The sequence below is a fragment of the Klebsiella sp. JB_Kp004 genome (assembly GCF_040065795.1).
GTDB classification, from domain to species: Bacteria; Pseudomonadota; Gammaproteobacteria; order Enterobacterales; family Enterobacteriaceae; genus Klebsiella; species Klebsiella quasipneumoniae.
The window spans coordinates 1-21,937 of record NZ_JBEAKW010000009.1 but is presented as its reverse complement, the minus strand read 5'-3'; the positions used below and the strand labels follow the sequence as shown (position 1 = coordinate 21,937).

The window sequence follows — 21,937 nt, the reverse complement described above, 5'->3', positions numbered from 1 at the left end:
ATTGTAAACAAGTGATGTCCAATGTTATATCGTATCGCGTTTGCCGTTACGACCATTCAAAATAAGAATTGTTTTACTTTTCATTTCAATACATGACAAAGTCATATTATGCCATTTTTTGTCGCTGATTTCGCCTGATATTGGCTATCAGTCATATTCGCGCCATAATCACTGTTTTTAACCGTCAATGGTGGGGAATACCATGGAGATTCGCGTTTTTCGCCAGCAGGATTTCGAAGAGGTTGTGACGCTGTGGGAGCGTTGCGATCTGCTGCGTCCCTGGAACGATCCGGAGATGGATATTGAGCGCAAGCTGAATCACGATGTCAGCCTGTTCCTGGTGGCGGAAGTGAACGGCGAAGTCGTCGGTACGGTGATGGGCGGATATGACGGCCATCGCGGGTCGGCCTACTATCTGGGCGTCCATCCGGAATATCGCGGTCGGGGGATCGCGAACGCGCTGCTCAACCGTCTGGAGAAAAAGCTGATTGCTCGCGGCTGCCCGAAAATCAATATTATGGTCCGCGAGGACAACGACGTGGTGCAGGGGATGTACGAGCGGCTGGGCTATGAGTACGCCGATGTCCTGACCCTGGGCAAACGCCTGATTGAAGATGAAGAATACTGAGTTTATCCCCGCCGATTTTGATGCCCATGGCCGTCTGCGTCTGCCTTTCCTTTTCTGGTGCGTGCTGTTGTTACAGGCCCGCACCTGGGTGCTGTTCTTGATGGCCGGCGCGTCGCGTCAGCAGGGCGACGCGATTCTAAATCTGTTCTATCCCGATCACGACCGCTTCTGGCTCGGTCTACTCCCCGGCGTGCCGGCGGTGCTGGCCTTTCTGCTTAGCGGCTATCGTCAGCGCCTGCCGCGCCTGTGGCGGGCGATGCGCTGGCTGCTGGTGTTATCGCAAGTGCTGCTCTTGCTGTGGCAGCCGATGCTATGGCTGAGCGGCGAATCTCCCTCCTCGCTGACCATCGGACTGCTGGCGGCGGATGGTTATGCCCTGTGGTGGCTGGCGACCAGCCGTCGCCTCGGCGCCTGTTTTCGCCAGACCACCTTTTAATGGCACTTTTTGCCGATCGTGAACTCCAACATGCGTTGAATGACTCAGAAAGGATTGTGATATGAAATCGCTACGTGTAATGCTCTGCGCGCTTCCGCTGGCGCTGACCGGCTGCTCAACGATGAGCGCGGTCAACTGGTCGGCGGCCTATCCGTGGAACTGGTTTGGTTCTTCCACCGAGGTGACCGAGCAGGGGGTGGGGAAACTGACGGCGTCCACGCCGCTCAACGAACAGGCCATTAGCGATGCGCTGGGGAGCGACTACCGTTTGCGCAGCGGAATGAAGACCGATAAGGGGAATATCGTCCACTACTTTGAAGCGCTGAAAGAAAACAGCGTGGCGCTGACCATCAATGGCGACAACGGCGCCATCAGCCGGATTGACGTCCGCGATGCCGAAATCAAAACCGCCAGCGGCGTGAAAATCGGCACACCGTTCAGCGACCTGTACAGCAAAGCCTTCGGCAACTGCCAGAAAGGCAGCAATGACAATGGCGCGGTCGTCGAGTGTCAGGCCGAGGGGAGCCAGCATATCAGTTACGCCTTCACCGGTCACTGGAGCGGCCCGGACGAGCTGATGCCCTCCGACGATACGCTGAAAAACTGGAAGGTCAGCAAAATTATCTGGCGTCGCTAAATTGATCTGAAGAGACACGATGGCCCTGAAAAACGGTTACAATGGCGCGTTAGCAACGCGAGAGCGTTGTAGTTGCATCATTTCAGGAGGAGCGATGTCTCAGGTTCAGAGCGGCATTTTGCCGGAACATTGCCGCGCGGCGATTTGGATTGAAGCCAATATCAAAGGGGACGTTAACGCCCTGCGCGAAGCGAGCAAAAATTTTGTCGATAACGTGGCCACCTTCCAGGCTAAATTCCCCGACGCTAAACTCGGTGCGGTGGTGGCGTTCGGCAATACCGTCTGGCGTCAGCTGAGCGGCGGCGAAGGGGCGGAGGAGTTAAAAGATTTTCCGGTCTACGGCAAAGGGCTGGCGCCATCCACCCAGTATGACCTGCTGATTCATATTTTATCCGCCCGCCATGAAGTGAACTTCTCGGTGGCGCAGGCCGCGCTGGCCGCCTTTGGCGACGCTATCGAGGTGAAAGAAGAGATCCACGGCTTCCGCTGGGTGGAAGAGCGTGACCTCAGCGGCTTCGTCGACGGCACCGAAAACCCGGCGGGGGAAGAAACCCGTCGTGAAGTGGCGGTGATCAAAGACGGCGTGGATGCGGGCGGCAGCTACGTATTCGTCCAGCGCTGGGAGCATAATCTCAAACAGCTGAACCGCATGAGCGTGCCGGATCAGGAGATGATGATTGGCCGCACCAAAGAAGCCAACGAAGAGATCGATGGCGACGCACGTCCGGTCACGTCTCACCTGAGCCGCGTTGACTTAAAAGAAGATGGCAAAGGGCTGAAAATCGTCCGCCAGAGCCTGCCGTATGGCACCGCCAGCGGTACCCATGGCCTCTATTTTTGCGCCTACTGCGCGCGTCTGTACAACATCGAGCAGCAGCTGCTGAGCATGTTCGGCGATACCGACGGCAAACGCGACGCGATGCTGCGCTTCACCAAACCGGTGACCGGCGGCTATTACTTCGCGCCGTCCCTGGAGCGTATTCAGGCGCTGTAATGCTTTCCCCTCACCCTAACCCTCTCCGTGAGGGAGAGGGCCGGGGTGAGGGGGAGAGTTCCTCGTGCGTGCGCAGGATCACCTGCAGCACGCCGGTTTCGTTCCGGTCATACTCGATATTCCAGAAGCGTAAAACGGTCCAGCCTTGCTGCTTAAGCCATGTTGTGCGCCGGGCATCGTATTCAGTCCGGTTGTCATGCTGGCCGCCGGCGAGCTCAATCACCAGGCAAAATCTTGAATATAGGGTCCGGCGGGATGCTTGGCGGTGAAACTTGTAGCTGGCAAAACGGCGATCGCGCAGCTGGTGCCACAGGCGGCGCTCCTGCGGCGTCAGGTGGCGGAGCAACTGCCGGGCGTCATTTGTGCTGTTTTCCATTAACAAAGTGTGCCACGCTGTTCGCTCCTCGTCCGATTTCATCACCTTATTTGCCAGCCGTTTTCAGCTAAGCTTTGCCAGGTGCTTATTCCCTTTTCGACTTCCAAATCGCCAAACGGTATATAAAACCGTTACTCCTTTCGTACCCGTTATAAATATGATGATCATCAGTAAATGATCATTTTTGATAAGGGTGCGCAATGGCCGTTAAATCACTGAAAAAAGGATATCTGGCGCTGGCGGCTTCCATGCTGCTGGTGGCGCAGGCGCAGGCGACGGAGCTGCTGAACAGCTCCTATGATGTCTCCCGCGAGCTGTTTGCCGCCCTTAACCCGCCTTTTGAGCAGCAGTGGGCGAAGGACAATGGCGGGGACAAGCTGACCATCAAGCAGTCGCACGCTGGCTCGTCCAAGCAGGCGCTGGCGATCCTGCAGGGCCTGAAGGCGGACGTGGTGACCTACAACCAGGTGACGGACGTGCAGATCCTGCATGACAAAGGCAACCTGATCCCGGCCGACTGGCAAAGCCGCCTGCCGAACAACAGCTCGCCGTTCTATTCGACGATGGGCTTCCTGGTGCGCAAAGGCAACCCGAAAAACATTCATGACTGGAATGACCTGGTCCGCTCTGACGTTAAGCTGATCTTCCCGAACCCGAAAACCTCGGGCAACGCGCGGTACACCTACCTGGCGGCCTGGGGCGCGGCGGATAAAGCCGACGGCGGCGATAAAGCCAAAACCGAACAGTTTATGACCCAGTTCCTGAAGAACGTCGAAGTCTTCGACACCGGCGGACGCGGGGCGACCACCACCTTCGCCGAGCGCGGCCTGGGCGATGTGCTGATCAGCTTCGAGTCGGAAGTGAACAATATTCGCAAGCAGTATGAGGCGCAGGGATTTGAAGTGGTGATCCCGAAAACCAACATTCTGGCGGAGTTCCCGGTGGCCTGGGTGGATAAAAACGTCAAAGCCAACGGCACGGAAAAGGCGGCGAAGGCCTACCTGAACTGGCTCTACAGTCCGCAGGCGCAGACCATCATTACCGACTACTACTATCGGGTAAACAACCCGAAAGTGATGGATTCGCTGAAGGATAAATTCCCGCAGACCGAACTGTTCCGCGTGGAGGACAAGTTTGGCTCCTGGCCTGAGGTGATGAAAACCCACTTCGCCAGCGGCGGCGAACTGGACAAACTGCTGGCGGCGGGGCGTAAGTAATGTTTGCTGTGTCGTCCAAGCGCGTGCTGCCGGGCTTTACCCTGAGCCTCGGCACCAGCCTGCTGTTTGTCTGTCTGATTCTGTTATTACCGCTCAGCGCGCTGGTGATGCAGCTGGCGCAGATGAGCTGGGCGCAGTACTGGGATGTGATCACCAACCCGCAGGTGGTGGCGGCCTATAAGGTGACGCTGCTGTCGGCGTTCGTGGCCTCGATTTTTAACGGCGTCTTCGGCCTGCTGATGGCGTGGATCCTTACCCGCTATCGTTTTCCGGGCCGCACGCTGCTGGATGCCTTAATGGATCTGCCGTTTGCGCTGCCGACGGCGGTGGCCGGCCTGACCCTGGCTTCGCTGTTTTCGGTTAACGGCATTTACGGGGAATGGCTGGCGAAGTTCGATATTAAAGTGACCTATACCTGGCTCGGTATCGCCGTGGCGATGGCGTTCACCAGCATCCCCTTCGTGGTACGTACCGTGCAGCCGGTGCTGGAAGAGCTGGGTCCGGAATATGAAGAAGCAGCGGAAACGCTGGGCGCTACGCGCTGGCAGAGCTTCCGCAAGGTGGTGCTGCCGGAGCTGTCGCCAGCCCTGCTGGCGGGCATTGCCCTGTCGTTTACCCGCAGCCTCGGCGAATTTGGCGCGGTGATTTTTATCGCCGGCAACATCGCGTGGAAGACGGAAGTGACGTCGCTGATGATCTTTATTCGACTGCAGGAGTTTGACTATCCGGCGGCGAGCGCCATCGCCTCGGTGATCCTGGCCGCCTCACTGCTGCTGCTGTTTTCCATCAATACCCTGCAGAGTCGCTTTGGTCGACGCGTGGTAGGTCACTAATGGCGGAAGTTACTCAATTGAAACGCTACGACGCGCCCCGCATCAACTGGGGAAAATGGTTTCTGATTGGCGTCGGGATGCTGGTCTCCGCCTTCATCCTCGTGGTGCCGATGCTTTACATCTTTATCCAGGCCTTCAGCAAAGGGTTAATGCCGGTACTGGAAAACCTGGCCAATCCGGACATGCTCCACGCCATCTGGCTGACAGTGATGATCGCCTTGATTACCGTGCCGGTGAACCTGGTGTTCGGGACCTTGCTGGCCTGGCTGGTCACGCGTTTTACGTTCCCGGGACGCCAGCTGCTATTGACGATGCTGGATATCCCGTTCGCTGTCTCGCCGGTGGTAGCCGGTCTGGTTTATCTGCTGTTCTACGGCTCTAACGGTCCGCTGGGCGGCTGGCTTGATGCGCATAACCTGCAAATCATGTTCGCCTGGCCCGGCATGGTGCTGGCGACGATCTTTGTCACCTGTCCGTTTGTGGTGCGTGAGCTGGTGCCGGTGATGATGAGTCAGGGCAGTCATGAAGATGAGGCGGCGGTCTTGCTGGGCGCTTCCGGCTGGCAGATGTTCCGCCGGGTGACGCTGCCCAATATTCGCTGGGCGCTGCTGTACGGCGTGGTGTTGACCAACGCCCGCGCCATCGGCGAATTCGGCGCGGTGTCGGTGGTCTCCGGTTCGATCCGCGGAGAAACGCTGTCGCTGCCGCTGCAAATTGAATTACTGGAGCAGGATTACAACACCGTCGGCTCGTTTACCGCCGCGGCCCTGCTGACGTTAATGGCTATTCTGACCCTGTTTTTAAAGAGTATGTTGCAATGGCGTCTGGCCAATCAGGAAAAACGCGCGCAACAGGAGGGAAATCATGAGCATTGAGATTGCCAATATTAAGAAATCGTTTGGTCGCACCCAGGTGCTGAATGATATCTCGCTGGATATCCCTTCCGGACAAATGGTTGCGCTGCTGGGGCCTTCCGGCTCCGGGAAAACGACCCTGCTGCGGATTATCGCCGGGCTGGAACATCAGACCAGCGGTCATATCCGCTTCCACGGTACCGACGTCAGCCGGATGCACGCCCGCGACCGTAAAGTGGGCTTCGTCTTCCAGCACTATGCGCTGTTCCGCCATATGACGGTGTTCGATAACATCGCCTTTGGCCTGACCGTGCTGCCGCGCCGCGAACGACCCAACGCCGCGGCGATTAAAGCCAAAGTGACCAAACTGCTGGAGATGGTGCAACTGGCCCACCTGGCGGATCGCTATCCGGCGCAGCTGTCCGGTGGTCAGAAACAGCGCGTGGCGCTGGCGCGCGCCCTGGCGGTAGAGCCGCAAATTCTGCTGCTGGATGAACCTTTCGGCGCGCTGGATGCGCAGGTGCGTAAAGAGCTGCGCCGCTGGCTGCGTCAGCTGCATGAAGAGCTGAAATTTACCAGCGTGTTCGTCACCCACGATCAGGAAGAGGCGATGGAAGTTGCCGACCGGGTGGTGGTGATGAGCCAGGGCAACATCGAACAGGCCGATGCGCCTGAACGCGTGTGGCGTGAGCCGTCGACCCGCTTCGTGCTGGAGTTCATGGGGGAAGTGAATCGCCTGCAGGGGGTTATCCGCGGCGGACAGTTCCACGTTGGCGCTCACCGCTGGCCGTTAGGCTATACCCCGGCTTACCAGGGGCCGGTGGATCTGTTCCTGCGTCCGTGGGAAGTGGACATCAGCCGCCGAACCAGCCTGGATTCGCCGCTGCCGGTGCAGGTCCTGGAGGCCAGCCCGAAAGGTCACTACACCCAATTAGTCGTCCAGCCTCTGGGGTGGTATGACGAACCGCTGAGCGTGGTGTTAACGGGCGATGAGGCGCCGTCCCGCGGCGAACGGCTGTTCGTCGGGCTGCAAAACGCGCGCCTGTACAACGGTACCGAGCGTATCGAGCCGCGCGGCGAGCTTGCTCTGGCGCAGTCGGCCTGATAGCTTAAATCCATGTGCTTTTGCCGGGTGACGCTGTGTTTACCCGGTCTGGAATTATCACGCGTCTGGTAGGCCGGGTAAGCGAAGCGCCGCCCGGCTTTTTTATTGAGTAAAAATCGTGAATACACTCGAACACACCATCGGCAATACCCCTCTGGTCAGGCTTCAGCGTCTGGGGCCGGACAATGGCAGCGAAATCTGGGTCAAACTTGAAGGCAATAATCCAGCCGGTTCGGTGAAAGATCGCGCTGCGCTGTCGATGATCGTTGAAGCGGAAAAGCGGGGCGAAATTCAGCCCGGCGACGTGCTAATTGAAGCGACCAGCGGCAACACCGGTATCGCGCTGGCGATGATCGCCGCGCTGAAAGGCTACCGGATGAAGCTGCTGATGCCCGACAACATGAGCCAGGAGCGCCGGGCCGCGATGCGCGCCTATGGCGCCGAGCTGATCCTGGTCACCAAAGAGCAGGGGATGGAGGGGGCCCGCGACCTGGCCCTGGAGATGGCTCAGCGCGGGGAGGGCAAACTGCTCGATCAGTTCAACAACCCGGACAACCCCTACGCCCACTACACTACCACCGGGCCGGAAATCTGGCAGCAGACCGCGGGGCGTATCACCCACTTTGTCTCCAGTATGGGGACCACCGGCACCATTACCGGCGTGTCACGTTTTCTGCGCGAACAGAGTAAACCGGTGACCATTGTCGGCCTGCAGCCGGAGGAGGGCAGCAGTATTCCCGGGATACGCCGCTGGCCGGCAGAGTATATGCCGGGGATCTTTAACGCTTCGCTGGTGGATGCGGTGCTGGATATTCATCAGCAGGATGCCGAGAACACCATGCGTCAGCTGGCGGTACAGGAAGGCATTTTCTGCGGCGTCAGCTCTGGCGGCGCGGTAGCCGGGGCGTTACGTATCGCTCGCGAAAACCCAGGCGCGGTGGTGGTGGCGATCGTCTGCGATCGCGGCGATCGCTACCTCTCCACCGGCGTTTTCGGCGAGGAACACTTTAGCCAGGGGGCGGGTATTTAATCATCGAGCAGGTCGGTGCCGTAGGAGTTATCGACGGTGCACAGCCAGCGCTCGCCCTGCTTCTGAAAGACATAGGTTGCGCGTCGCGTAACCTGTGTTATCCCCTGTGCCGTCGGGATATCCAGCCGGGTCTCCATAATCACCAGCGCATTGCCGCCGCCCTCGATGATCTCCATTTTCCCCTGAGTCACGATCAGCCGGTGCTGGAAATAGTCGGCAATGGCGATAAACGCTTTGCGGATATTCTCTTTCCCTCTGACCACCATGCCCGGTTTGACGACCAGCGCGGCGTCTTCCGCGTAATAGCCCATCAGGGTATCGTAATCTTCCTGCGAGATAGCGCGGTCGCAGGCCTCAATGACTGTTTTTAGCGTCAGGTCAATGTGATGCATCTCTGGTGCTCCTTATTGTGAGCGATTTATCAGCCACCGAGAGTGTTGTATCCGTCTCAACGTTCCGGTCATGCAGGTAAGACTACGCCTGTTTTCGTCTAATTTTTCAGTAACTTGTCGACAGCTTCCATCCCTCCCCGATGCGTTCGGCGCACTGCCTGCGTCAGGGGGCGTCTAACACCTGGGCTATATCGGCCGCCAGGCGGGCAATCTCAGCGTCGCTCAGGTGGCCCAGCGACAGGCGTAGCCCGTGGGAGGGCGTACGGATGCCAAACACCTCCCCCTCGCGGACCAGCCAGCCGGCCCGGGCCAGGCGTAAGGCGTAGGGTTGGCTCGCCGTTGGCAGCGGCAGCCAGAAATTGAGGCCATCGCCAGGCGCAGCATGACTGTCGCCGTGCCGGGCCAGCGCTGCCGCCAGTTTCTCATTCTGTTGCCGATAGTGACGGCGGGTCTCCGTCATCGAGGCGATAAACGCCTTATCGGTGAGACAGGCCAGCGTCAGATCCTGCAGCAGATGGCTGACCCACTGGCTGCCGGCGTTAAGCCGCAGACGCAGCGCGGAGGAGGTGTCGACATCGCTGGCGATAAAAGCCAGCCGCAGGTCTGGCCCGAGGGTTTTTGACATCGAACGCACCACCGCCCAGCGTTGGGTGCTCGCTGGCAGAGGAGAAAACCAGGGCGTGGCCGACAGCAGGGCAAAATGGTCATCGACGATCGCCAGTACCTGCGGATAGCGGGCCAGCACCTCCCGCAGGGCATGCGCCCGGGTTTCCGTCAGGCTACAGCCGGTAGGATTGTGCGCGCGCGGGGTCAAGATCACCGCCCGCGCGCCGTTGCGTAACGCCTCCTCCAGCCCGTCTGGATCCATCCCCTCCGCATCCACCGCCACCGGGCAAGGGGTAAAGCCAGCGTAACGCACCATATTGATGCTGCTGAGAAAACAGGGATCTTCAACCACCACGCCGTCGCCGGGGAGCAGCAAGGCGCACAGCAGGCGCTCCAGCGCGTCAATCGCCCCGCTGGCGAGATTCAGGGCAAAGGGAACGGTTATCTCCCTGGCAAACCATGCCTCAGCCCATTCTCCTAGCCGCGGCTCGATGGGGGCATCGCCATACAGGCGGGGCGTGCGGGCAATTTGGCCCAGATAGCGTGGTAAATCAGGCAGCCTGGCGGGGTCCGGATTGCCGCTGGAAAGATCGTTCAGCGGCGTCGTGGGGTCACCGCCTTCCAGCGCCGGCAGCGGATCCCGTGCTTTGATAGCTGTGCCGTTCCGTCCCTGGCTGACGGCCAGCCCGGAGGTGACCAGCCGTTTATAGGCGGCGGCGACGGTATTGCGATTCACCGCAAGCTGGCTGGCGAGCTCGCGGACCGGCGGCAGAACCTCTCCGGGCTGCAAGCCACCGCTCTGCACCAGATGGCGGATATGATCGAAGATATCGCTGGCGGTTTTTCCGGCAAACATTATTGACCTATGACAAAATGAAATTTAGCATAGGACGAATCATAATCAGAGCGTGACCCGCTGTCCAGCGGGGGGAGAAAAGATGGGCCAGCAAGATGACATACAATCAGTGCTCTTTCACGACAAAAGCCGGGCGTCGGAAGTCGATATCGTCGCCGTGCAGTCGCAGGTAGTCTACGGCAGCGTCGGCAACAGCATCGCGGTACCGGCGATTAAACAGCACGGTCTGCGCGTGCTGGCGGTACCGACGGTGCTGTTCAGCAATACGCCCCATTATGAGACGTTCTATGGCGGCATTATCCCGGAGGAGTGGTTTGTCGGGTACCTGCAGGCGCTGGAGGAGCGCGACGCGTTGCGCGAACTGCGTGCGGTGACGACCGGTTATATGGGCAACGCCGTGCAAATTGAACGTCTGGCGCAGTGGCTGACGCGGGTCCGCGACCGCCATCCCGATCTCTGTATTCTGGTGGATCCGGTGATTGGCGATGTCGACAGCGGCATCTACGTCAAGGCCGAGATCCCGGACGCCTATCGTCAGCACCTGCTGCCGCTGGCGCAAGGGATCACCCCTAATCTGTTTGAGCTGGAGACGCTGAGCGGCCAGCGCTGTCGCAATCAGCCGGAGGCGGTCGCCGCGGCGCGTAGCCTGCTGTCGGACAGCCTCAAATGGGTGGTGATCACCAGCGCGCCGGGAGAAGCTGATTCGACGATCAATGTGCTGGTGGTGACGGCCGATGCGGTGGAGGTGGTGGTTCACCCGCGGGTGGAGACGGATTTAAAGGGTACCGGCGATCTGTTCTGCGCCGAGCTGGTGAGCGGGTTGCTTTCCGGCCTGGCGCTGGGTGCTGCGACGGAGGCAGCCGCCCAGCGCGTGCTGGAGGTGATGAACTGGACTGCCGCGCAGGGATGTGACGAACTGATCCTGCCGCCGCTGGAGAAACAGAGATGAAAAGCTATCGGTTAGTGATCCGTCAGCAGGGACGCATTGTTGGTCATTTTGATACTTCAGGGGAGGCGGCGCTGGAGGATGCCTGCGTGGCGCGGTCGCTGTTCGGCCTGGCCGGTGGATATCAGTGTGAACTGCTGGTCTCTGACAGCGAGCGGCGAATTCTGGAGAGCACTCCGGAAGGATTGCGTATCTTATCCCGCGAAAAATGCTATCAGCCGGTGACCCACGCGATATAAAAAAATGGCGCCTTTCGGCGCCATTTTTATGCAGCAGATATTACTTCTTGATGCGGATTACCGGGGTTTCACCCACGGTCACGCTACCGGACAGTTTGATCAGCTCTTTGATCTCGTCCATATTGGAGATAACCACCGGAGTCAGGGTCGACTTGGCTTTCTCTTCCAGCAGCGGCAGATCGAATTCGATAACCGGGTCGCCGACTTTCACGCGCTGGCCTTCTTCAGCGATACGCTTGAAGCCTTCGCCTTTCAGTTCAACGGTATCAATACCGAAGTGAACGAACAGCTCGATGCCGCTATCAGATTCAATAGAGAACGCATGGTTGGTTTCGAAAATTTTACCAATGGTACCGTCTACCGGCGCGACCATTTTGTTGCCGGTCGGTTTGATGGCAATCCCATCGCCCACAATTTTTTCCGCAAAAACCACATCCGGCACGTCTTCAATGTTGACGATCTCACCGGAGAGGGGAGCAACAATCTCAATAGTTCCGGTGTCTTTCTTGTCATCAGAAACCAGAGATTTCAATTTATCAAACAAACCCATGATCTTCTCCTAAGCAGTAATTTGGGCCGCGCATCTCGTGGATTAGCAGATTGTTTTTTCTTCAATGAACTTGTTAACCAGCGTCATTAACTCGTCCGTTGTCGGTTGAGCAAGAGCCTGCTCTGCTAATACTTTCGCATCTTCGAAGTTCGTGTTACGAATAATCTTCTTGATGCGCGGGATGGAAATGGCGCTCATAGAGAATTCGTCCAGCCCCATACCCAGCAACAGAAGTGTAGCACGTTCATCGCCCGCAAGCTCACCGCACATGCCAGTCCATTTACCTTCAGCGTGAGAAGCATCAATAACTTGCTTAATCAGATTCAGTACAGACGGTGACATCGGCTGGTAAAGATGTGAAATCATATCATTACCACGGTCAACTGCCAGAGTATATTGCGTTAAATCATTGGTGCCGATACTAAAGAAATCAACTTCTTTGGCCAGATGACGAGCAATAGTCGCCGCAGCCGGTGTTTCCACCATCACGCCGATCTCAATGGATTCGTCAAATGCTTTACCTTCGTCACGCAGTTCCTGTTTGTAGATTTCGATCTCTTTCTTCAGCGCACGCACTTCTTCAACAGAGATGATCATCGGGAACATAATGCGCAGCTTACCGAAAGCGGAGGCACGCAGGATGGCGCGAACCTGATCGCGGAGGATCTCTTTACGATCCATCGCGATACGCACAGCACGCCAGCCGAGGAACGGGTTCTCTTCTTTCGGGAAGTTCATGTACGGCAGCTCTTTGTCGCCGCCGATGTCCATGGTACGCACGATAACGGCCTGAGAGCCACAGGCTTCAGCCACCGCTTTATAAGCCGCAAACTGCTCTTCTTCGGTTGGCAGCGCGTCGCGATCCATGAACAGGAATTCAGTACGATACAGGCCTACGCCTTCGGCGCCGTTGCGCTCAGCACCTTCGACGTCGCGAACGGTACCAATGTTGGCGCACACTTCAACCTGATGGCCGTCGAGAGTAATCGCCGGCAGATCTTTCAGTTTCGCCAGTTCGGCTTTTTCTTCCGCAACCTGAGCCTGCAGATTACGCAGCGCTTCAATTTGCTCGTTAGACGGGTTGATCAGAACCTGGTTGTTCACCGCGTCGAGAATCAGATAGTCGCCGTTTTTCACCTGCGCCGTGATGCTGCCGGTGCCCACGATGGCCGGCAGTTCGAGGGAACGCGCCATGATGGAGGTGTGGGAGGTACGGCCGCCCGCGTCGGTGATGAAACCCAGCACTTTTTTCAGGTTCAGCTGTGCGGTTTCTGACGGGGTCAGATCGGCGGCGACGAGAATGACTTCATCCTGAATCGCGCTCAGATCGATGATGGCCAGACCAAGGATGTTGCGCAGCAGGCGCTTACCGATATCACGTACGTCAGCCGCACGTTCTTTCAGGTATTCATCGTCCAGCTCTTCCAGGGCAGTGGCCTGACCGTCGATAACCTCATTGGCTGCCGCGTCGGCAGTCATATGCTTATCTTTAATCAGGGCTATGATTTCCTGCTCAAGCTCCTCATCTTCCAGCAGCATAATATGCCCTTCGAAGATGGCTTCTTTTTCTTCACCGAAAGTTTCACCAGCTTTGGTTTTGATGACCTCCAGCTGGGCGGAGGCCTTGGCGCGGCCGCTCAGGAAACGTTCGACTTCCTGATCAACCTTATCGGCAGAAATTTTCTTCCGGTCGATGACAATTTCATCTTCCTTCAGCAGCAGTGCTTTGCCGAAGGCGATACCCGGGGATGCTAAAATGCCTGAAATCATAACCCTACCTTACTTGTGACTGATATGAAAAAGAACCCGTGAACTTACTCGAGTTCAGCCATCAGTTTAACCAGATGCTCAACCGCTTTCTGTTCATCTTCGCCTTCCGCGGAGAGGGTTACTACGGTGCCCTGGGTCAGGCCCAGAGTCTGCAGTTTGAACAGGCTTTTGGCGCTGGCGCTTTTGCCGTTGGAGGTTACAGTGATCTCAGAAGTGAAGCCTTTAGCTTCTTTAACAAACTGAGCAGCAGGGCGGGTGTGCAGACCGTTCGGAGCGGTAATGGTAACTTCTTGCTGGAACATTATATTTCCCCAACTTATAGGTTTAGTGTTGTGGACCTAAAGTCTAGTCTAACGACTCGACTTTAGCCTGTATTGTTAGCGCCGGCGTTACGTTTCCGGCCTTGGCGTCGGCAGCGCCTGGCGCTGCGAAGACCTGCGGGCCATTGACGTCTAGCACGTCATTAAACATTATGCCGCGAAAGGAAGACTTGAACCAAATCATAAAATCGATTCAGCTGGCGGAAATCCTCTTCTGAATAATTTCGCGCATCAAAATAAATGTGCTGGTTAAATACCAGACCCTACGAGGTGAATCAATGCCAGGAGGGGTAAAACTTTGACGTATGCCACAAAAAAGCACCTGAAAAGGTGCTTTTTTACACATTATTTACAAGCTGGCACTACTGTTGCAGTTCTTTCTCGGTGAAGAGATCGGCAAACAGCGCGGTGCTTAAATAACGCTCACCCGAGGAAGGCAGGATAACCACAATATTCTTGTTGGTAAAGGCTTCATCTTCCTGCAGCTTCAGCGCCGCGGCAACGGCGGCCCCGGAAGAGATACCCGCGAGGATGCCTTCTTCTTCCATCAGGCGGCGTGCCGTGGAGATCGCTTCATCATTGGTAATGCCGATCACTTTGTCCACCAGCTTCAGATCCAGGTTACCAGGAATGAAGCCGGCGCCGATGCCCTGAATTTTGTGCGGGCCCGGCTTGAGCTCTTCACCCGCCAGCGCCTGGGAGATAACCGGCGAATCGGTCGGTTCAACCGCGACAGTGAAAAGATCTTTTTTGCCCTTGGTGTTTTTAATGTAGCGGCTGACGCCAGTCAGCGTACCGCCGGTACCTACGCCGGAGATGAAGACATCCACCTGACCGTCGGTGTCTTCCCAGATTTCCGGGCCGGTGGTCTTTTCATGGATTTCCGGGTTAGCCGGGTTGCTGAACTGCTGCAGCAACAGGAATTTTTCCGGGTTGCTGGCGACAATCTCTTCCGCTTTCTGAATGGCGCCTTTCATGCCTTTGGCACCTTCGGTCAGCACCAGGTTGGCGCCCAGCGCTTTCAGAAGCTTACGACGCTCGATGCTCATGGTTTCCGGCATGGTTAGCGTTAGCTTGTAGCCGCGAGCCGCCGCCACGTAGGCGAGGGCGATACCGGTGTTGCCGCTGGTCGGTTCGACCAGTTCCACGCCCGGTTTCAGCACGCCGCGCTTTTCAGCATCCCAGATCATATTGGCGCCGATACGGCATTTTACGCTAAAGCTCGGGTTACGAGATTCTACCTTTGCCAGGATACGGCCGTTACCAATGCGGTTCAGGCGTACCAGCGGCGTATGACCGATAGTCAGGGAGTTGTCTTCAAAAATCTTACTCATGGCCCGTCCTTAACTGTATGAAATTTGGGGGTACGGCATCAGCATACCCGCTTAAAGAATATGCGGAAGTAAGGATTTAGCATATCTATATGCGGAAGGGAAATAATGATGATCAAGAAGGAATAAGTGAGATATAAGGAGCGGCTCTCGCCGCTCCAGGGGAGGTGCTGCTGTTACTTCCAGCTGGCGTGTCTGTCGCGATAGCAATCGACCCACATGGCGGTGGCGCCGCAGATAGCCACCGGGAGGATCACCAGGTTTAACACCGGGATCATGGTGAACAGGCTGGTGAGCGCGCCAAACTGCATATTCATCACCTTGCGGCTGCGCAGCGCTTCGCGCATGATCCTGAAGGGGACCTTGTGGTTATCGAAGGGGTAATCGCAGTATTGAATCGCCAGCATCCATGCGCTGAACAGGAACCAGAGTACCGGGGCCACCGTCTGGCCAACGCCGGGTATAAAGTAGAGCAGCAACAGCACGATGGCGCGGGGCAGGTACCAGGCCAGCTTCTGCCACTCACGCTTCATGATGCGCGGAATATCCTTCATGATGCCAAAGACGCCGACGTCAGGCGGGGTGGCGCCAGTCAGACGCGCTTCCAGCTGTTCCGCCAGCAGGCCGCTGAACGGGGCGGCAATCCAGTTGGCAATAGTAGAAAAGAAATAGCCAAACACCAGCAGGATCGACAGCACCACCACCGGCCACAGCAGGTAGTTTAGCCACTGCAGCCAGTCAGGCACATGGCTCATCAGCGAAGGGATCCAGCTGTCGAGACGGGTAAACAGCCACCAGAAAGCACCGCCCATCAGCAGCACGTTAACCAGTAAAGGCAGGAAGACATAACGACGTATGCCCGGCAGCCTGATGAGTTTCCAGCCCTGCGAAAAGTAGTATACGCCGCTACGCGGGGTCGGTGCGGATGATGAAACCATAGCCAGGCATTGCTCCTTTTTGAACATCCAGTGTGAATGCTCGCTTATTTTATCGGGTCGTCAGACAATAACCAGTTAGGAAATGTTCGAAAAAACAGCAAAAAGCACGATTTAGTTCATCTTTATGTGGTGAAAGCGACCGACGCACTTGCACTTGAGGTAATCGGCAAATACTCTTAGTGAGTAAATGTTTGCCGTGGTGGCAAGGTGTTAGAACAACAGAGAATATAATGATGCAGGATTTGCGTCTGATATTAATCATTGTTGGCGCGATCGCCATAATCGCTTTACTGGTACATGGTTTCTGGACCAGCCGTAAAGAACGTTCTTCGATGTTTCGCGATCGCCCACTGAAACGTATGAAGTCGCGCGACGATGAGTCGGAAAACGACGACTTTGATGATAATGTTGAAGGCGTAGGTGAAGTCCGCGTTCATCCGGTGACTCACGCTCCGCACGGCGCGCATGGGGAGCATGAAGCCCCTCGTCAGGCGCCGCAGCACCAGTACCAGCCGCCTTACGAGCGCCAGATGCAGCAGCCTGTGCGTCCTGAGGAACCGGTTCGTCAGGCGCCGCCGCGCCAGGCCCCGGTACAACCGCAGGGACAACCGTCTGCGCCGCATGCGGCTCCGCAGCCTGGCTGGCAACAGCCGCAACCCGCGCAGCCGCCCGCGCAGCCGCAACACCAGCCGCAACCTGCTGTGCAACAGCCTGTCGCGACGCAGCCGGTGACCCCGACCGTCGCCCAGCCGCAGCCGGCCGCTCCGCAGCAGCCTGCGCCCCAGCCTGTTGCCGCGCCGCAGCCCGCGGTTGCTGAACCGCAGCCGACAGAGTCGCAGCAGCCTGCAGCGCCGCAGCCCGCGGTTGCTGAACCGCAGCCGACAGAGTCGCAGCAGCCTGCAGCGCCCCAGCCGAAAGAGCGTAAAGAGACGGTCATCGTGATGAACGTCGCCGCGCACCATGGCGCGCAGCTTAACGGCGAGGTGCTTATCAATAGCATCCAGCAGGCCGGGTTCAAGTTTGGTGAAATGAATATTTTCCACCGCCATCTGAGCCCGGACGGCAGCGGCCCGGTACTGTTCAGCCTGGCCAACATGGTGAAGCCGGGGACCTTCAACCCCGACAGCATGGCGGATATGATGACCCCTGGGGTGACTATCTTTATGCAGGTCCCTTCCTACGGTGATGAACTGCAGAACTTCAAGCTGATGCTGCAGTCTGCGCAGTATATCGCCGATGAAGTGGGCGGCGTGGTGCTAGACGATCAGCGTCGCATGATGACGCCGCAAAAACTGCGTGAATACCAGGATCGTATTCGCGAAGTGAAAGACGCGAACGCCTGACGTCCCGCGTTATCTCAACTCCTTCTCAACCCCCGCCTGTCGGGGGTTTTTTATCATTGATGGTGTGATATGGAACCGATCGAACAACAACTGACTGAACTGCGAACCACGCTTCGCCATCATGAATACCTGTACCACGTTATGGACGCACCGGAAGTGCCCGATGCGGAGTATGACCGGCTGATGCGCGAGCTGCGCGAGCTGGAGAGCCAGCATCCGGAGCTGATTACCCCGGATTCACCGACTCAGCGCGTGGGGGCGGCGCCGCTGACCGCCTTCAGCCAGATCCGCCATGAAGTGCCGATGCTGTCGCTGGACAACGTGTTTGACGAAGAGAGCTTTCTGGCCTTCAACAAGCGGGTGCAGGATCGCCTGAAAAGCACTGACCCTCTCATCTACTGCTGCGAGCTGAAGCTCGACGGCCTCGCGGTGAGCATTCTCTACGAAAACGGCGTGCTGGTGCAGGCGGCGACCCGCGGCGACGGCACCACCGGCGAGGATATTACCTCTAACGTGCGAACCATCCGCACCATCCCGCTCAGGCTGCATGGCGATAATATTCCCGCACGCCTGGAAGTGCGCGGGGAAGTATTCCTCCCGCAGGCCGGGTTCGAAAAAATCAATGAAGAAGCTCGACGCACCGGCGGAAAAGTGTTTGCTAACCCGCGCAATGCGGCGGCGGGCTCGTTGCGCCAGCTGGACCCGCGCATCACCGCGAAGCGACCGCTTACTTTCTTCTGCTACGGCGTTGGGGTGCTGGAGGGCGGTGAGCTGCCGGCCAGCCACTCGGCCCGTTTACAGCAGTTTAAAGCATGGGGATTACCGGTGAGCGATCGCGTCACCCTATGTCATACCCCCGAGGAAGTGCTCACTTACTATCGTAAAGTCGAGGAAGATCGTCCCCATCTGGGCTTTGACATTGATGGCGTGGTGATCAAAGTCGATTCGCTGGCGCTGCAGGAGCAGTTAGGTTTCGTGGCCCGCGCGCCGCGCTGGGCCGTGGCCTTTAAGTTCCCCGCCCAGGAGCAGATGACTTTCGTCCGGGACGTGGAGTTCCAGGTGGGCCGCACCGGGGCGATTACGCCGGTGGCGCGCCTGGAGCCGGTCCATGTCGCCGGCGTGCTGGTGAGTAATGCCACGTTGCATAATGCCGATGAGATCGAACGCTTAGGCTTGAAAATCGGCGACAAGGTGGTGATTCGCCGGGCAGGCGACGTGATCCCTCAGGTGGTCAACGTGGTGCTTTCCGAACGCCCGGCAGATGCCCGGGATGTTGAATTCCCGACCCACTGCCCGGTCTGTCAGTCCGACGTTGAGCGAGTGGAAGGCGAGGCGGTAGCCCGCTGTACCGGCGGCCTTATCTGCGGCGCGCAGCGTAAAGAGTCGCTCAAGCACTTTGTCTCCCGTCGCGCGCTGGACGTTGACGGCATGGGCGACAAGATCATCGACCAGCTGGTGGAGAAAGAGTACGTCCATACCCCGGCGGATCTGTTCCGGCTGACCGCAGGGAAACTGACCGGGCTGGATCGGATGGGGCCGAAGTCCGCGCAAAACGTGGTCAACGCTCTCGAGAAAGCCAAAGAGACAACCTTTGCGCGTTTCCTCTACGCCTTAGGCATTCGCGAGGTAGGAGAAGCGACGGCGGCGGGCCTGGCGGCGCATTTCGGCACCCTCGAGGCCCTGGAGCAGGCTTCCATTGAGGAGCTGCAGAAGGTCCCTGATGTCGGCATTGTGGTCGCCACCCATACCTTCAACTTCTTTGCCGAAGAGAGCAACCGCGATGTCATCGCGCAGCTGCTGACGGAAGGGGTTCACTGGCCGGCGCCGGTGGTGGTGAAGGCGGAAGAGATTGACAGCCCGTTTGCAGGCAAAACCGTCGTCCTGACCGGCAGCCTCAGTCAGCTGTCGCGGGATGACGCCAAAGCGCGTCTGGTGGCGCTGGGGGCGAAGGTGGCGGGCAGCGTATCGAAGAAGACCGATCTAGTGATTGCTGGCGAAGCGGCGGGTTCTAAGCTGGCGAAAGCGCAGGAGCTCGGCATCGAGGTGATTGACGAAGCCGAAATGATGCGTCTGCTGGGAGAATAACGTGGATAAAGCGCAGCTGGTGGAGATCGCCAATACTGAGATGCCGTTCGGTAAATACAAGGGGCGTCGTTTAATCGATGTCCCGGAGGAGTATTTATTGTGGTTCGCGCGCAAGGATCAATTCCCTGCCGGCCATCTCGGCGAGCTGATGGCGCTGACCCTGCTGATTAAAAGCGAGGGGCTGAGCGATCTGGTCCAGCCCCTGAAGAAAGCGCGTTAAGCTTTGGCGGCGTTGGCCTTTTCCTGAGCGAGACGCGCATCGGTTTGCTGTTTATAGCGCCGCGCCAGCACCGCGCAGACCATCAGCTGGATTTGATGGAAGATCATCAGCGGCAGCACCATGATGCCGAGGATGGAGGTCGGAAAGAGAATATTGGCCATCGGGATGCCGTTGGCCAGGCTCTTTTTCGAACCGCAGAAGACGATGGTAATTTCATCGGCTTTGTTAAAGCCGCAGCGGCGGGCGACGAACACATTGACCGCCATGACGATGGCCAGCAGCACCAGGCTGACCACCACGATAAACAGCAGCGATCCCAGACCCACTTTATGCCAGATGCCGTTCACCACCGCCTCGCTAAAGGCGGAGTAAACCACCAGCAGAATCGAGGTCTGGTCGGTCTTACCAATCCACTTCTTATGCTTCGCCACCCAGTTGCCGATCCACGGCCGCGATAAATGGCCGAGCACGAAAGGCAACAGCAGCTGCAGCATGATCTTTCCGACCTGCTCGAGGCTACCGCCTGCGCCATGAAGGTTCATCAGGGCACCCACCAGCAGCGGTGAAACAAAGATGCCCAGCAGGCTGGAGGCCGAGGCTGAGCAGACCGCCGCCGCGACGTTGCCTCCGGCCAGCGAGGTGAAGGCGATGGCGGATTGCACGGTGGCCGGCAGAATGCACAAATAAATAAAGCCGCTGTAGAGCATCGGATCGACCTTCACCGGCGCCCACCAGGCAAACAGGACCCCCAGCACCGGGAAGAGAATAAAGGTGCTGCACATCACCCAGAGATGCAAACGCCAGTGGCTGCCGCCGGCGATAATTGCCTCCCGGGAGAGTTTGGCGCCGTGCATAAAGAACAGCAGGGCGATGGCGGCGGTGGTCAGATGTTCAAAGAAGGGGACGAAAGCGCCACGGGCCGGGAAGAATGAGGCCAACAGGACAACGGTGACCAGGGTTGCCGTAAACGGATCGAGAATGCGGAAAAGTTTCATAAACGCTCCTGAAAAGAGATGCGTTATTGTGCTTTTTTTGATTTGAGAAATAAAATTGATTTATTGCATCTATTCATGAATAAAAAAGATGAATTACTCTCTGCGTCAGTTAAAAGTATTTGTTACCGTCGCCCGCGCCAGGAGCTTTAGCCGGGCGGGGGAGATGATTGGCTTAAGCCAGTCGGCCGTCAGCCACAGCGTCAAGGAGCTGGAGCATCAGACCGGGGTCCGTCTCCTCGACCGTACCACCCGGGAGGTGGTCCTCACCGAGGCGGGTCAGCAGCTGGCAGGCAGGCTGGAGCGTTTGCTCGATGAGCTGGCGGTGACGCTGCGCGATGCCGGTCGGGTAGGCCAGCAGCTGAGCGGCACCGTCAAGGTTGCCGCCAGTCAGACGATTTCCGCCCACCTTATTCCCCAGTGTATTGCCCACAGCAATCGTCGCTATCCTGATATCGATTTCGTGCTGCACGACCGGCCTCAGCAGTGGGTGCTGGAGAGTATTCGCCAGGGGGAAGTGGATTTCGGCATTGTGATTGATCCTGGCCCGGCGGCGGACCTGCAATGTGAAGTGGTCCTGGCGGAACCTTTTTTGCTGCTCTGCCGGGAGGATCATCCTTTTGCCAGCCTGACTGAAGTGCCATGGCAGGCGCTACAGGATGAGAGACTGATCCTGCAGGACTATGCCTCCGGCAGCCGTCCGCTGATTGATGCGGCTCTCAGCAGGCTGGCTGTCCGGGCGAACATTGTGCAGGAGATTGGCCATCCGGCAACGCTGTTTCCGATGGTGGAGTCGGGAATTGGCATCAGCGTACTGCCGGCGCTGGCGCTACCGTTACCGCAGGGAAGCCATCTGGCGGTGAAGCGACTCACTCCGATAATGGAGCGGCAGCTGATGCTGGCATGCCGGAAAAATCGCTCGCTGTCGACCGCCGCCCAGGCGTTATGGGAAATCGTGCGAGAAGAAGGGGAGAATCTCACCGCCGCCAGGGTTGAAGATCCGCTGTATCAGCGTTGATAGCGGTTTATCGCCACGGGGAGGCTCGTGGCCAGAGCGTGCGTTCCGCGCATAGCAAAAAGGCGCCTTTAGGGCGCCTTTTTACATTGGTGGGTCGTGCAGGATGACTCGGCTTCACCTCGCCCTTCGGGCCGTCGCCGCAAGCGGCTCCGTTGTCTCACTGCGTTCGACCCGAACCTGCTGCAGGTTCGAATCGTTGAGTTCCGCGCATAGCAAAAAGG

24 protein-coding genes and 1 other RNA gene are annotated in these 21,937 nt (G+C 57.8%); 15 read left to right on the top strand and 10 right to left on the bottom strand.

Annotated elements, in window-relative coordinates:
- The first annotated feature begins 202 nt into the window (after window positions 1-202).
- The 4 genes from ABLX76_RS11205 to ABLX76_RS11190 all read left to right on the top strand — a co-directional run bounded on the left by ABLX76_RS11205 (window position 203) and on the right by ABLX76_RS11190 (window position 2,695).
- Complete coding sequence (locus tag ABLX76_RS11205) at window positions 203-628, top strand: GNAT family acetyltransferase (protein WP_002913637.1); 426 nt, start codon at window positions 203-205, stop codon at window positions 626-628.
- On the top strand, window positions 615-1,064 hold the full coding sequence (locus tag ABLX76_RS11200) for a DUF2919 domain-containing protein (protein ID WP_032453690.1): 450 nt from the start codon (window positions 615-617) through the stop codon (window positions 1,062-1,064). Before ABLX76_RS11205 ends, ABLX76_RS11200 begins: the two co-directional genes overlap by 14 nt.
- Before the next feature lie 61 nt (window positions 1,065-1,125).
- Window positions 1,126-1,701, top strand: coding sequence for an RpoE-regulated lipoprotein (locus ABLX76_RS11195; RefSeq protein WP_348874525.1), 576 nt, complete (start codon window positions 1,126-1,128; stop codon window positions 1,699-1,701).
- Between the two features lie 94 nt (window positions 1,702-1,795).
- Complete coding sequence (locus ABLX76_RS11190; RefSeq protein WP_048297987.1) at window positions 1,796-2,695, top strand: Dyp-type peroxidase; 900 nt, start codon at window positions 1,796-1,798, stop codon at window positions 2,693-2,695.
- 10 nt (window positions 2,696-2,705) lie between these two features.
- On the opposite strand, the gene ABLX76_RS11185 is transcribed toward ABLX76_RS11190, so the two are convergent.
- A complete protein-coding gene (locus ABLX76_RS11185) occupies window positions 2,706-3,113 on the bottom strand; it encodes a DUF559 domain-containing protein (RefSeq protein ID WP_261902143.1) in 408 nt (135 codons plus the stop codon).
- Window positions 3,114-3,271: 158 nt separating this feature from the next.
- On the opposite strand from ABLX76_RS11185, the gene cysP reads away from it, so the two are divergent.
- The 5 genes from cysP to cysM all read left to right on the top strand — a co-directional run bounded on the left by cysP (window position 3,272) and on the right by cysM (window position 8,110).
- On the top strand, window positions 3,272-4,288 hold the full coding sequence (gene cysP, locus ABLX76_RS11180) for a thiosulfate/sulfate ABC transporter substrate-binding protein CysP (RefSeq protein ID WP_032444750.1): 1,017 nt from the start codon (window positions 3,272-3,274) through the stop codon (window positions 4,286-4,288).
- On the top strand, window positions 4,288-5,121 hold the full coding sequence (gene cysT / locus ABLX76_RS11175; RefSeq protein ID WP_002913626.1) for a sulfate/thiosulfate ABC transporter permease CysT: 834 nt from the start codon (window positions 4,288-4,290) through the stop codon (window positions 5,119-5,121). The genes cysP and cysT overlap by 1 nt, the downstream gene beginning before the upstream one ends.
- Window positions 5,121-5,996, top strand: coding sequence for a sulfate/thiosulfate ABC transporter permease CysW (gene cysW / locus ABLX76_RS11170; protein WP_004201990.1), 876 nt, complete (start codon window positions 5,121-5,123; stop codon window positions 5,994-5,996). The genes cysT and cysW overlap by 1 nt, the downstream gene beginning before the upstream one ends.
- Entirely contained in the window at window positions 5,986-7,080 is a 1,095-nt protein-coding gene (gene cysA, locus ABLX76_RS11165) for a sulfate/thiosulfate ABC transporter ATP-binding protein CysA (RefSeq protein ID WP_004201991.1), read from the top strand. Before cysW ends, cysA begins: the two co-directional genes overlap by 11 nt.
- A gap of 118 nt (window positions 7,081-7,198) precedes the next feature.
- A complete protein-coding gene (gene cysM, locus ABLX76_RS11160) occupies window positions 7,199-8,110 on the top strand; it encodes a cysteine synthase CysM (protein ID WP_044524311.1) in 912 nt (303 codons plus the stop codon).
- On the opposite strand, the gene ABLX76_RS11155 is transcribed toward cysM, so the two are convergent.
- Complete coding sequence (locus ABLX76_RS11155; RefSeq protein WP_049013912.1) at window positions 8,107-8,502, bottom strand: nuclear transport factor 2 family protein; 396 nt, start codon at window positions 8,500-8,502, stop codon at window positions 8,107-8,109. The genes cysM and ABLX76_RS11155 overlap by 4 nt on opposite strands.
- 163 nt (window positions 8,503-8,665) lie before the next feature.
- Entirely contained in the window at window positions 8,666-9,964 is a 1,299-nt protein-coding gene (ptsJ, locus tag ABLX76_RS11150; RefSeq protein WP_285199248.1) for a transcriptional regulator PtsJ, read from the bottom strand.
- An 82-nt stretch (window positions 9,965-10,046) separates the two neighbouring features.
- Here ptsJ and pdxK point away from each other — a divergent pair, with 82 nt between their 5' ends.
- Together pdxK and ABLX76_RS11140 are read left to right on the top strand one after the other, a co-directional pair.
- A complete protein-coding gene (gene pdxK, locus ABLX76_RS11145; protein ID WP_023290594.1) occupies window positions 10,047-10,913 on the top strand; it encodes a pyridoxine/pyridoxal/pyridoxamine kinase in 867 nt (288 codons plus the stop codon).
- On the top strand, window positions 10,910-11,149 hold the full coding sequence (locus tag ABLX76_RS11140; protein WP_044524307.1) for a hypothetical protein: 240 nt from the start codon (window positions 10,910-10,912) through the stop codon (window positions 11,147-11,149). The genes pdxK and ABLX76_RS11140 overlap by 4 nt, the downstream gene beginning before the upstream one ends.
- A gap of 40 nt (window positions 11,150-11,189) precedes the next feature.
- On the opposite strand, the gene crr is transcribed toward ABLX76_RS11140, so the two are convergent.
- The 5 genes from crr to cysZ form a co-directional block, all read right to left on the bottom strand.
- Entirely contained in the window at window positions 11,190-11,699 is a 510-nt protein-coding gene (gene crr / locus ABLX76_RS11135; RefSeq protein ID WP_000522253.1) for a PTS glucose transporter subunit IIA, read from the bottom strand.
- A gap of 42 nt (window positions 11,700-11,741) precedes the next feature.
- Complete coding sequence (ptsI, locus tag ABLX76_RS11130) at window positions 11,742-13,469, bottom strand: phosphoenolpyruvate-protein phosphotransferase PtsI (protein ID WP_004201998.1); 1,728 nt, start codon at window positions 13,467-13,469, stop codon at window positions 11,742-11,744.
- Between the two features lie 44 nt (window positions 13,470-13,513).
- Entirely contained in the window at window positions 13,514-13,771 is a 258-nt protein-coding gene (gene ptsH, locus ABLX76_RS11125) for a phosphocarrier protein Hpr (RefSeq protein ID WP_002913505.1), read from the bottom strand.
- 380 nt (window positions 13,772-14,151) lie between these two features.
- Window positions 14,152-15,123 carry a cysteine synthase A gene (gene cysK, locus ABLX76_RS11120; RefSeq protein ID WP_023290592.1) on the bottom strand — a complete coding sequence of 324 codons (972 nt, stop codon included), beginning with the start codon at window positions 15,121-15,123 and terminating at the stop codon, window positions 14,152-14,154.
- A 173-nt stretch (window positions 15,124-15,296) separates the two neighbouring features.
- Entirely contained in the window at window positions 15,297-16,058 is a 762-nt protein-coding gene (gene cysZ / locus ABLX76_RS11115; protein WP_348874524.1) for a sulfate transporter CysZ, read from the bottom strand.
- A gap of 230 nt (window positions 16,059-16,288) precedes the next feature.
- On the opposite strand from cysZ, the gene zipA reads away from it, so the two are divergent.
- From zipA to ABLX76_RS11100, 3 genes are all read left to right on the top strand, one after another.
- Window positions 16,289-17,401, top strand: a complete 1,113-nt coding sequence (gene zipA / locus ABLX76_RS11110) for a cell division protein ZipA (RefSeq protein WP_348874523.1) — start codon at window positions 16,289-16,291, stop codon at window positions 17,399-17,401.
- Window positions 17,402-17,470: 69 nt separating this feature from the next.
- Window positions 17,471-19,486 carry an NAD-dependent DNA ligase LigA gene (gene ligA / locus ABLX76_RS11105; protein ID WP_049013914.1) on the top strand — a complete coding sequence of 672 codons (2,016 nt, stop codon included), beginning with the start codon at window positions 17,471-17,473 and terminating at the stop codon, window positions 19,484-19,486.
- Between the two features lies 1 nt (window position 19,487).
- Window positions 19,488-19,706 (top strand): DUF3820 family protein, encoded by a 219-nt coding sequence (locus ABLX76_RS11100; RefSeq protein ID WP_004202007.1) that lies wholly within the window; start codon window positions 19,488-19,490, stop codon window positions 19,704-19,706.
- On the opposite strand, the gene ABLX76_RS11095 is transcribed toward ABLX76_RS11100, so the two are convergent.
- Window positions 19,703-20,701 carry a bile acid:sodium symporter family protein gene (locus ABLX76_RS11095; RefSeq protein ID WP_348874522.1) on the bottom strand — a complete coding sequence of 333 codons (999 nt, stop codon included), beginning with the start codon at window positions 20,699-20,701 and terminating at the stop codon, window positions 19,703-19,705. The two genes, ABLX76_RS11100 and ABLX76_RS11095, sit on opposite strands and share 4 nt — an antisense overlap.
- Before the next feature lie 88 nt (window positions 20,702-20,789).
- On the opposite strand from ABLX76_RS11095, the gene ABLX76_RS11090 reads away from it, so the two are divergent.
- Window positions 20,790-21,716, top strand: a complete 927-nt coding sequence (locus tag ABLX76_RS11090) for a LysR family transcriptional regulator (protein ID WP_032453682.1) — start codon at window positions 20,790-20,792, stop codon at window positions 21,714-21,716.
- 87 nt (window positions 21,717-21,803) lie between these two features.
- Here ABLX76_RS11090 and ABLX76_RS11085 read toward each other — a convergent pair.
- Window positions 21,804-21,937: non-coding RNA, RtT sRNA (locus tag ABLX76_RS11085), on the bottom strand.

What these genes read in the sequence shown, in the direction of transcription:
- ABLX76_RS11205 (WP_002913637.1), top strand. Translation starts at nt 203, where the DNA reads ATGGAGATTCGCGTTTTTCGCCAGCAGGATTTCGAAGAGGTTGTGACG.
- ABLX76_RS11200 (WP_032453690.1), top strand. Translation starts at nt 615, where the DNA reads ATGAAGAATACTGAGTTTATCCCCGCCGATTTTGATGCCCATGGCCGT.
- ABLX76_RS11195 (WP_348874525.1), top strand. Translation starts at nt 1,126, where the DNA reads ATGAAATCGCTACGTGTAATGCTCTGCGCGCTTCCGCTGGCGCTGACC.
- ABLX76_RS11190 (WP_048297987.1), top strand. Translation starts at nt 1,796, where the DNA reads ATGTCTCAGGTTCAGAGCGGCATTTTGCCGGAACATTGCCGCGCGGCG.
- ABLX76_RS11185 (WP_261902143.1), bottom strand. Translation starts at nt 3,113, where the DNA reads ATGAAATCGGACGAGGAGCGAACAGCGTGGCACACTTTGTTAATGGAA.
- cysP (WP_032444750.1), top strand. Translation starts at nt 3,272, where the DNA reads ATGGCCGTTAAATCACTGAAAAAAGGATATCTGGCGCTGGCGGCTTCC.
- cysT (WP_002913626.1), top strand. Translation starts at nt 4,288, where the DNA reads ATGTTTGCTGTGTCGTCCAAGCGCGTGCTGCCGGGCTTTACCCTGAGC.
- cysW (WP_004201990.1), top strand. Translation starts at nt 5,121, where the DNA reads ATGGCGGAAGTTACTCAATTGAAACGCTACGACGCGCCCCGCATCAAC.
- cysA (WP_004201991.1), top strand. Translation starts at nt 5,986, where the DNA reads ATGAGCATTGAGATTGCCAATATTAAGAAATCGTTTGGTCGCACCCAG.
- ABLX76_RS11155 (WP_049013912.1), bottom strand. Translation starts at nt 8,502, where the DNA reads ATGCATCACATTGACCTGACGCTAAAAACAGTCATTGAGGCCTGCGAC.
- ptsJ (WP_285199248.1), bottom strand. Translation starts at nt 9,964, where the DNA reads ATGTTTGCCGGAAAAACCGCCAGCGATATCTTCGATCATATCCGCCAT.
- pdxK (WP_023290594.1), top strand. Translation starts at nt 10,047, where the DNA reads ATGGGCCAGCAAGATGACATACAATCAGTGCTCTTTCACGACAAAAGC.
- ABLX76_RS11140 (WP_044524307.1), top strand. Translation starts at nt 10,910, where the DNA reads ATGAAAAGCTATCGGTTAGTGATCCGTCAGCAGGGACGCATTGTTGGT.
- crr (WP_000522253.1), bottom strand. Translation starts at nt 11,699, where the DNA reads ATGGGTTTGTTTGATAAATTGAAATCTCTGGTTTCTGATGACAAGAAA.
- ptsI (WP_004201998.1), bottom strand. Translation starts at nt 13,469, where the DNA reads ATGATTTCAGGCATTTTAGCATCCCCGGGTATCGCCTTCGGCAAAGCA.
- ptsH (WP_002913505.1), bottom strand. Translation starts at nt 13,771, where the DNA reads ATGTTCCAGCAAGAAGTTACCATTACCGCTCCGAACGGTCTGCACACC.
- cysK (WP_023290592.1), bottom strand. Translation starts at nt 15,123, where the DNA reads ATGAGTAAGATTTTTGAAGACAACTCCCTGACTATCGGTCATACGCCG.
- cysZ (WP_348874524.1), bottom strand. Translation starts at nt 16,058, where the DNA reads ATGGTTTCATCATCCGCACCGACCCCGCGTAGCGGCGTATACTACTTT.
- zipA (WP_348874523.1), top strand. Translation starts at nt 16,289, where the DNA reads ATGATGCAGGATTTGCGTCTGATATTAATCATTGTTGGCGCGATCGCC.
- ligA (WP_049013914.1), top strand. Translation starts at nt 17,471, where the DNA reads ATGGAACCGATCGAACAACAACTGACTGAACTGCGAACCACGCTTCGC.
- ABLX76_RS11095 (WP_348874522.1), bottom strand. Translation starts at nt 20,701, where the DNA reads ATGAAACTTTTCCGCATTCTCGATCCGTTTACGGCAACCCTGGTCACC.
- ABLX76_RS11090 (WP_032453682.1), top strand. Translation starts at nt 20,790, where the DNA reads ATGAATTACTCTCTGCGTCAGTTAAAAGTATTTGTTACCGTCGCCCGC.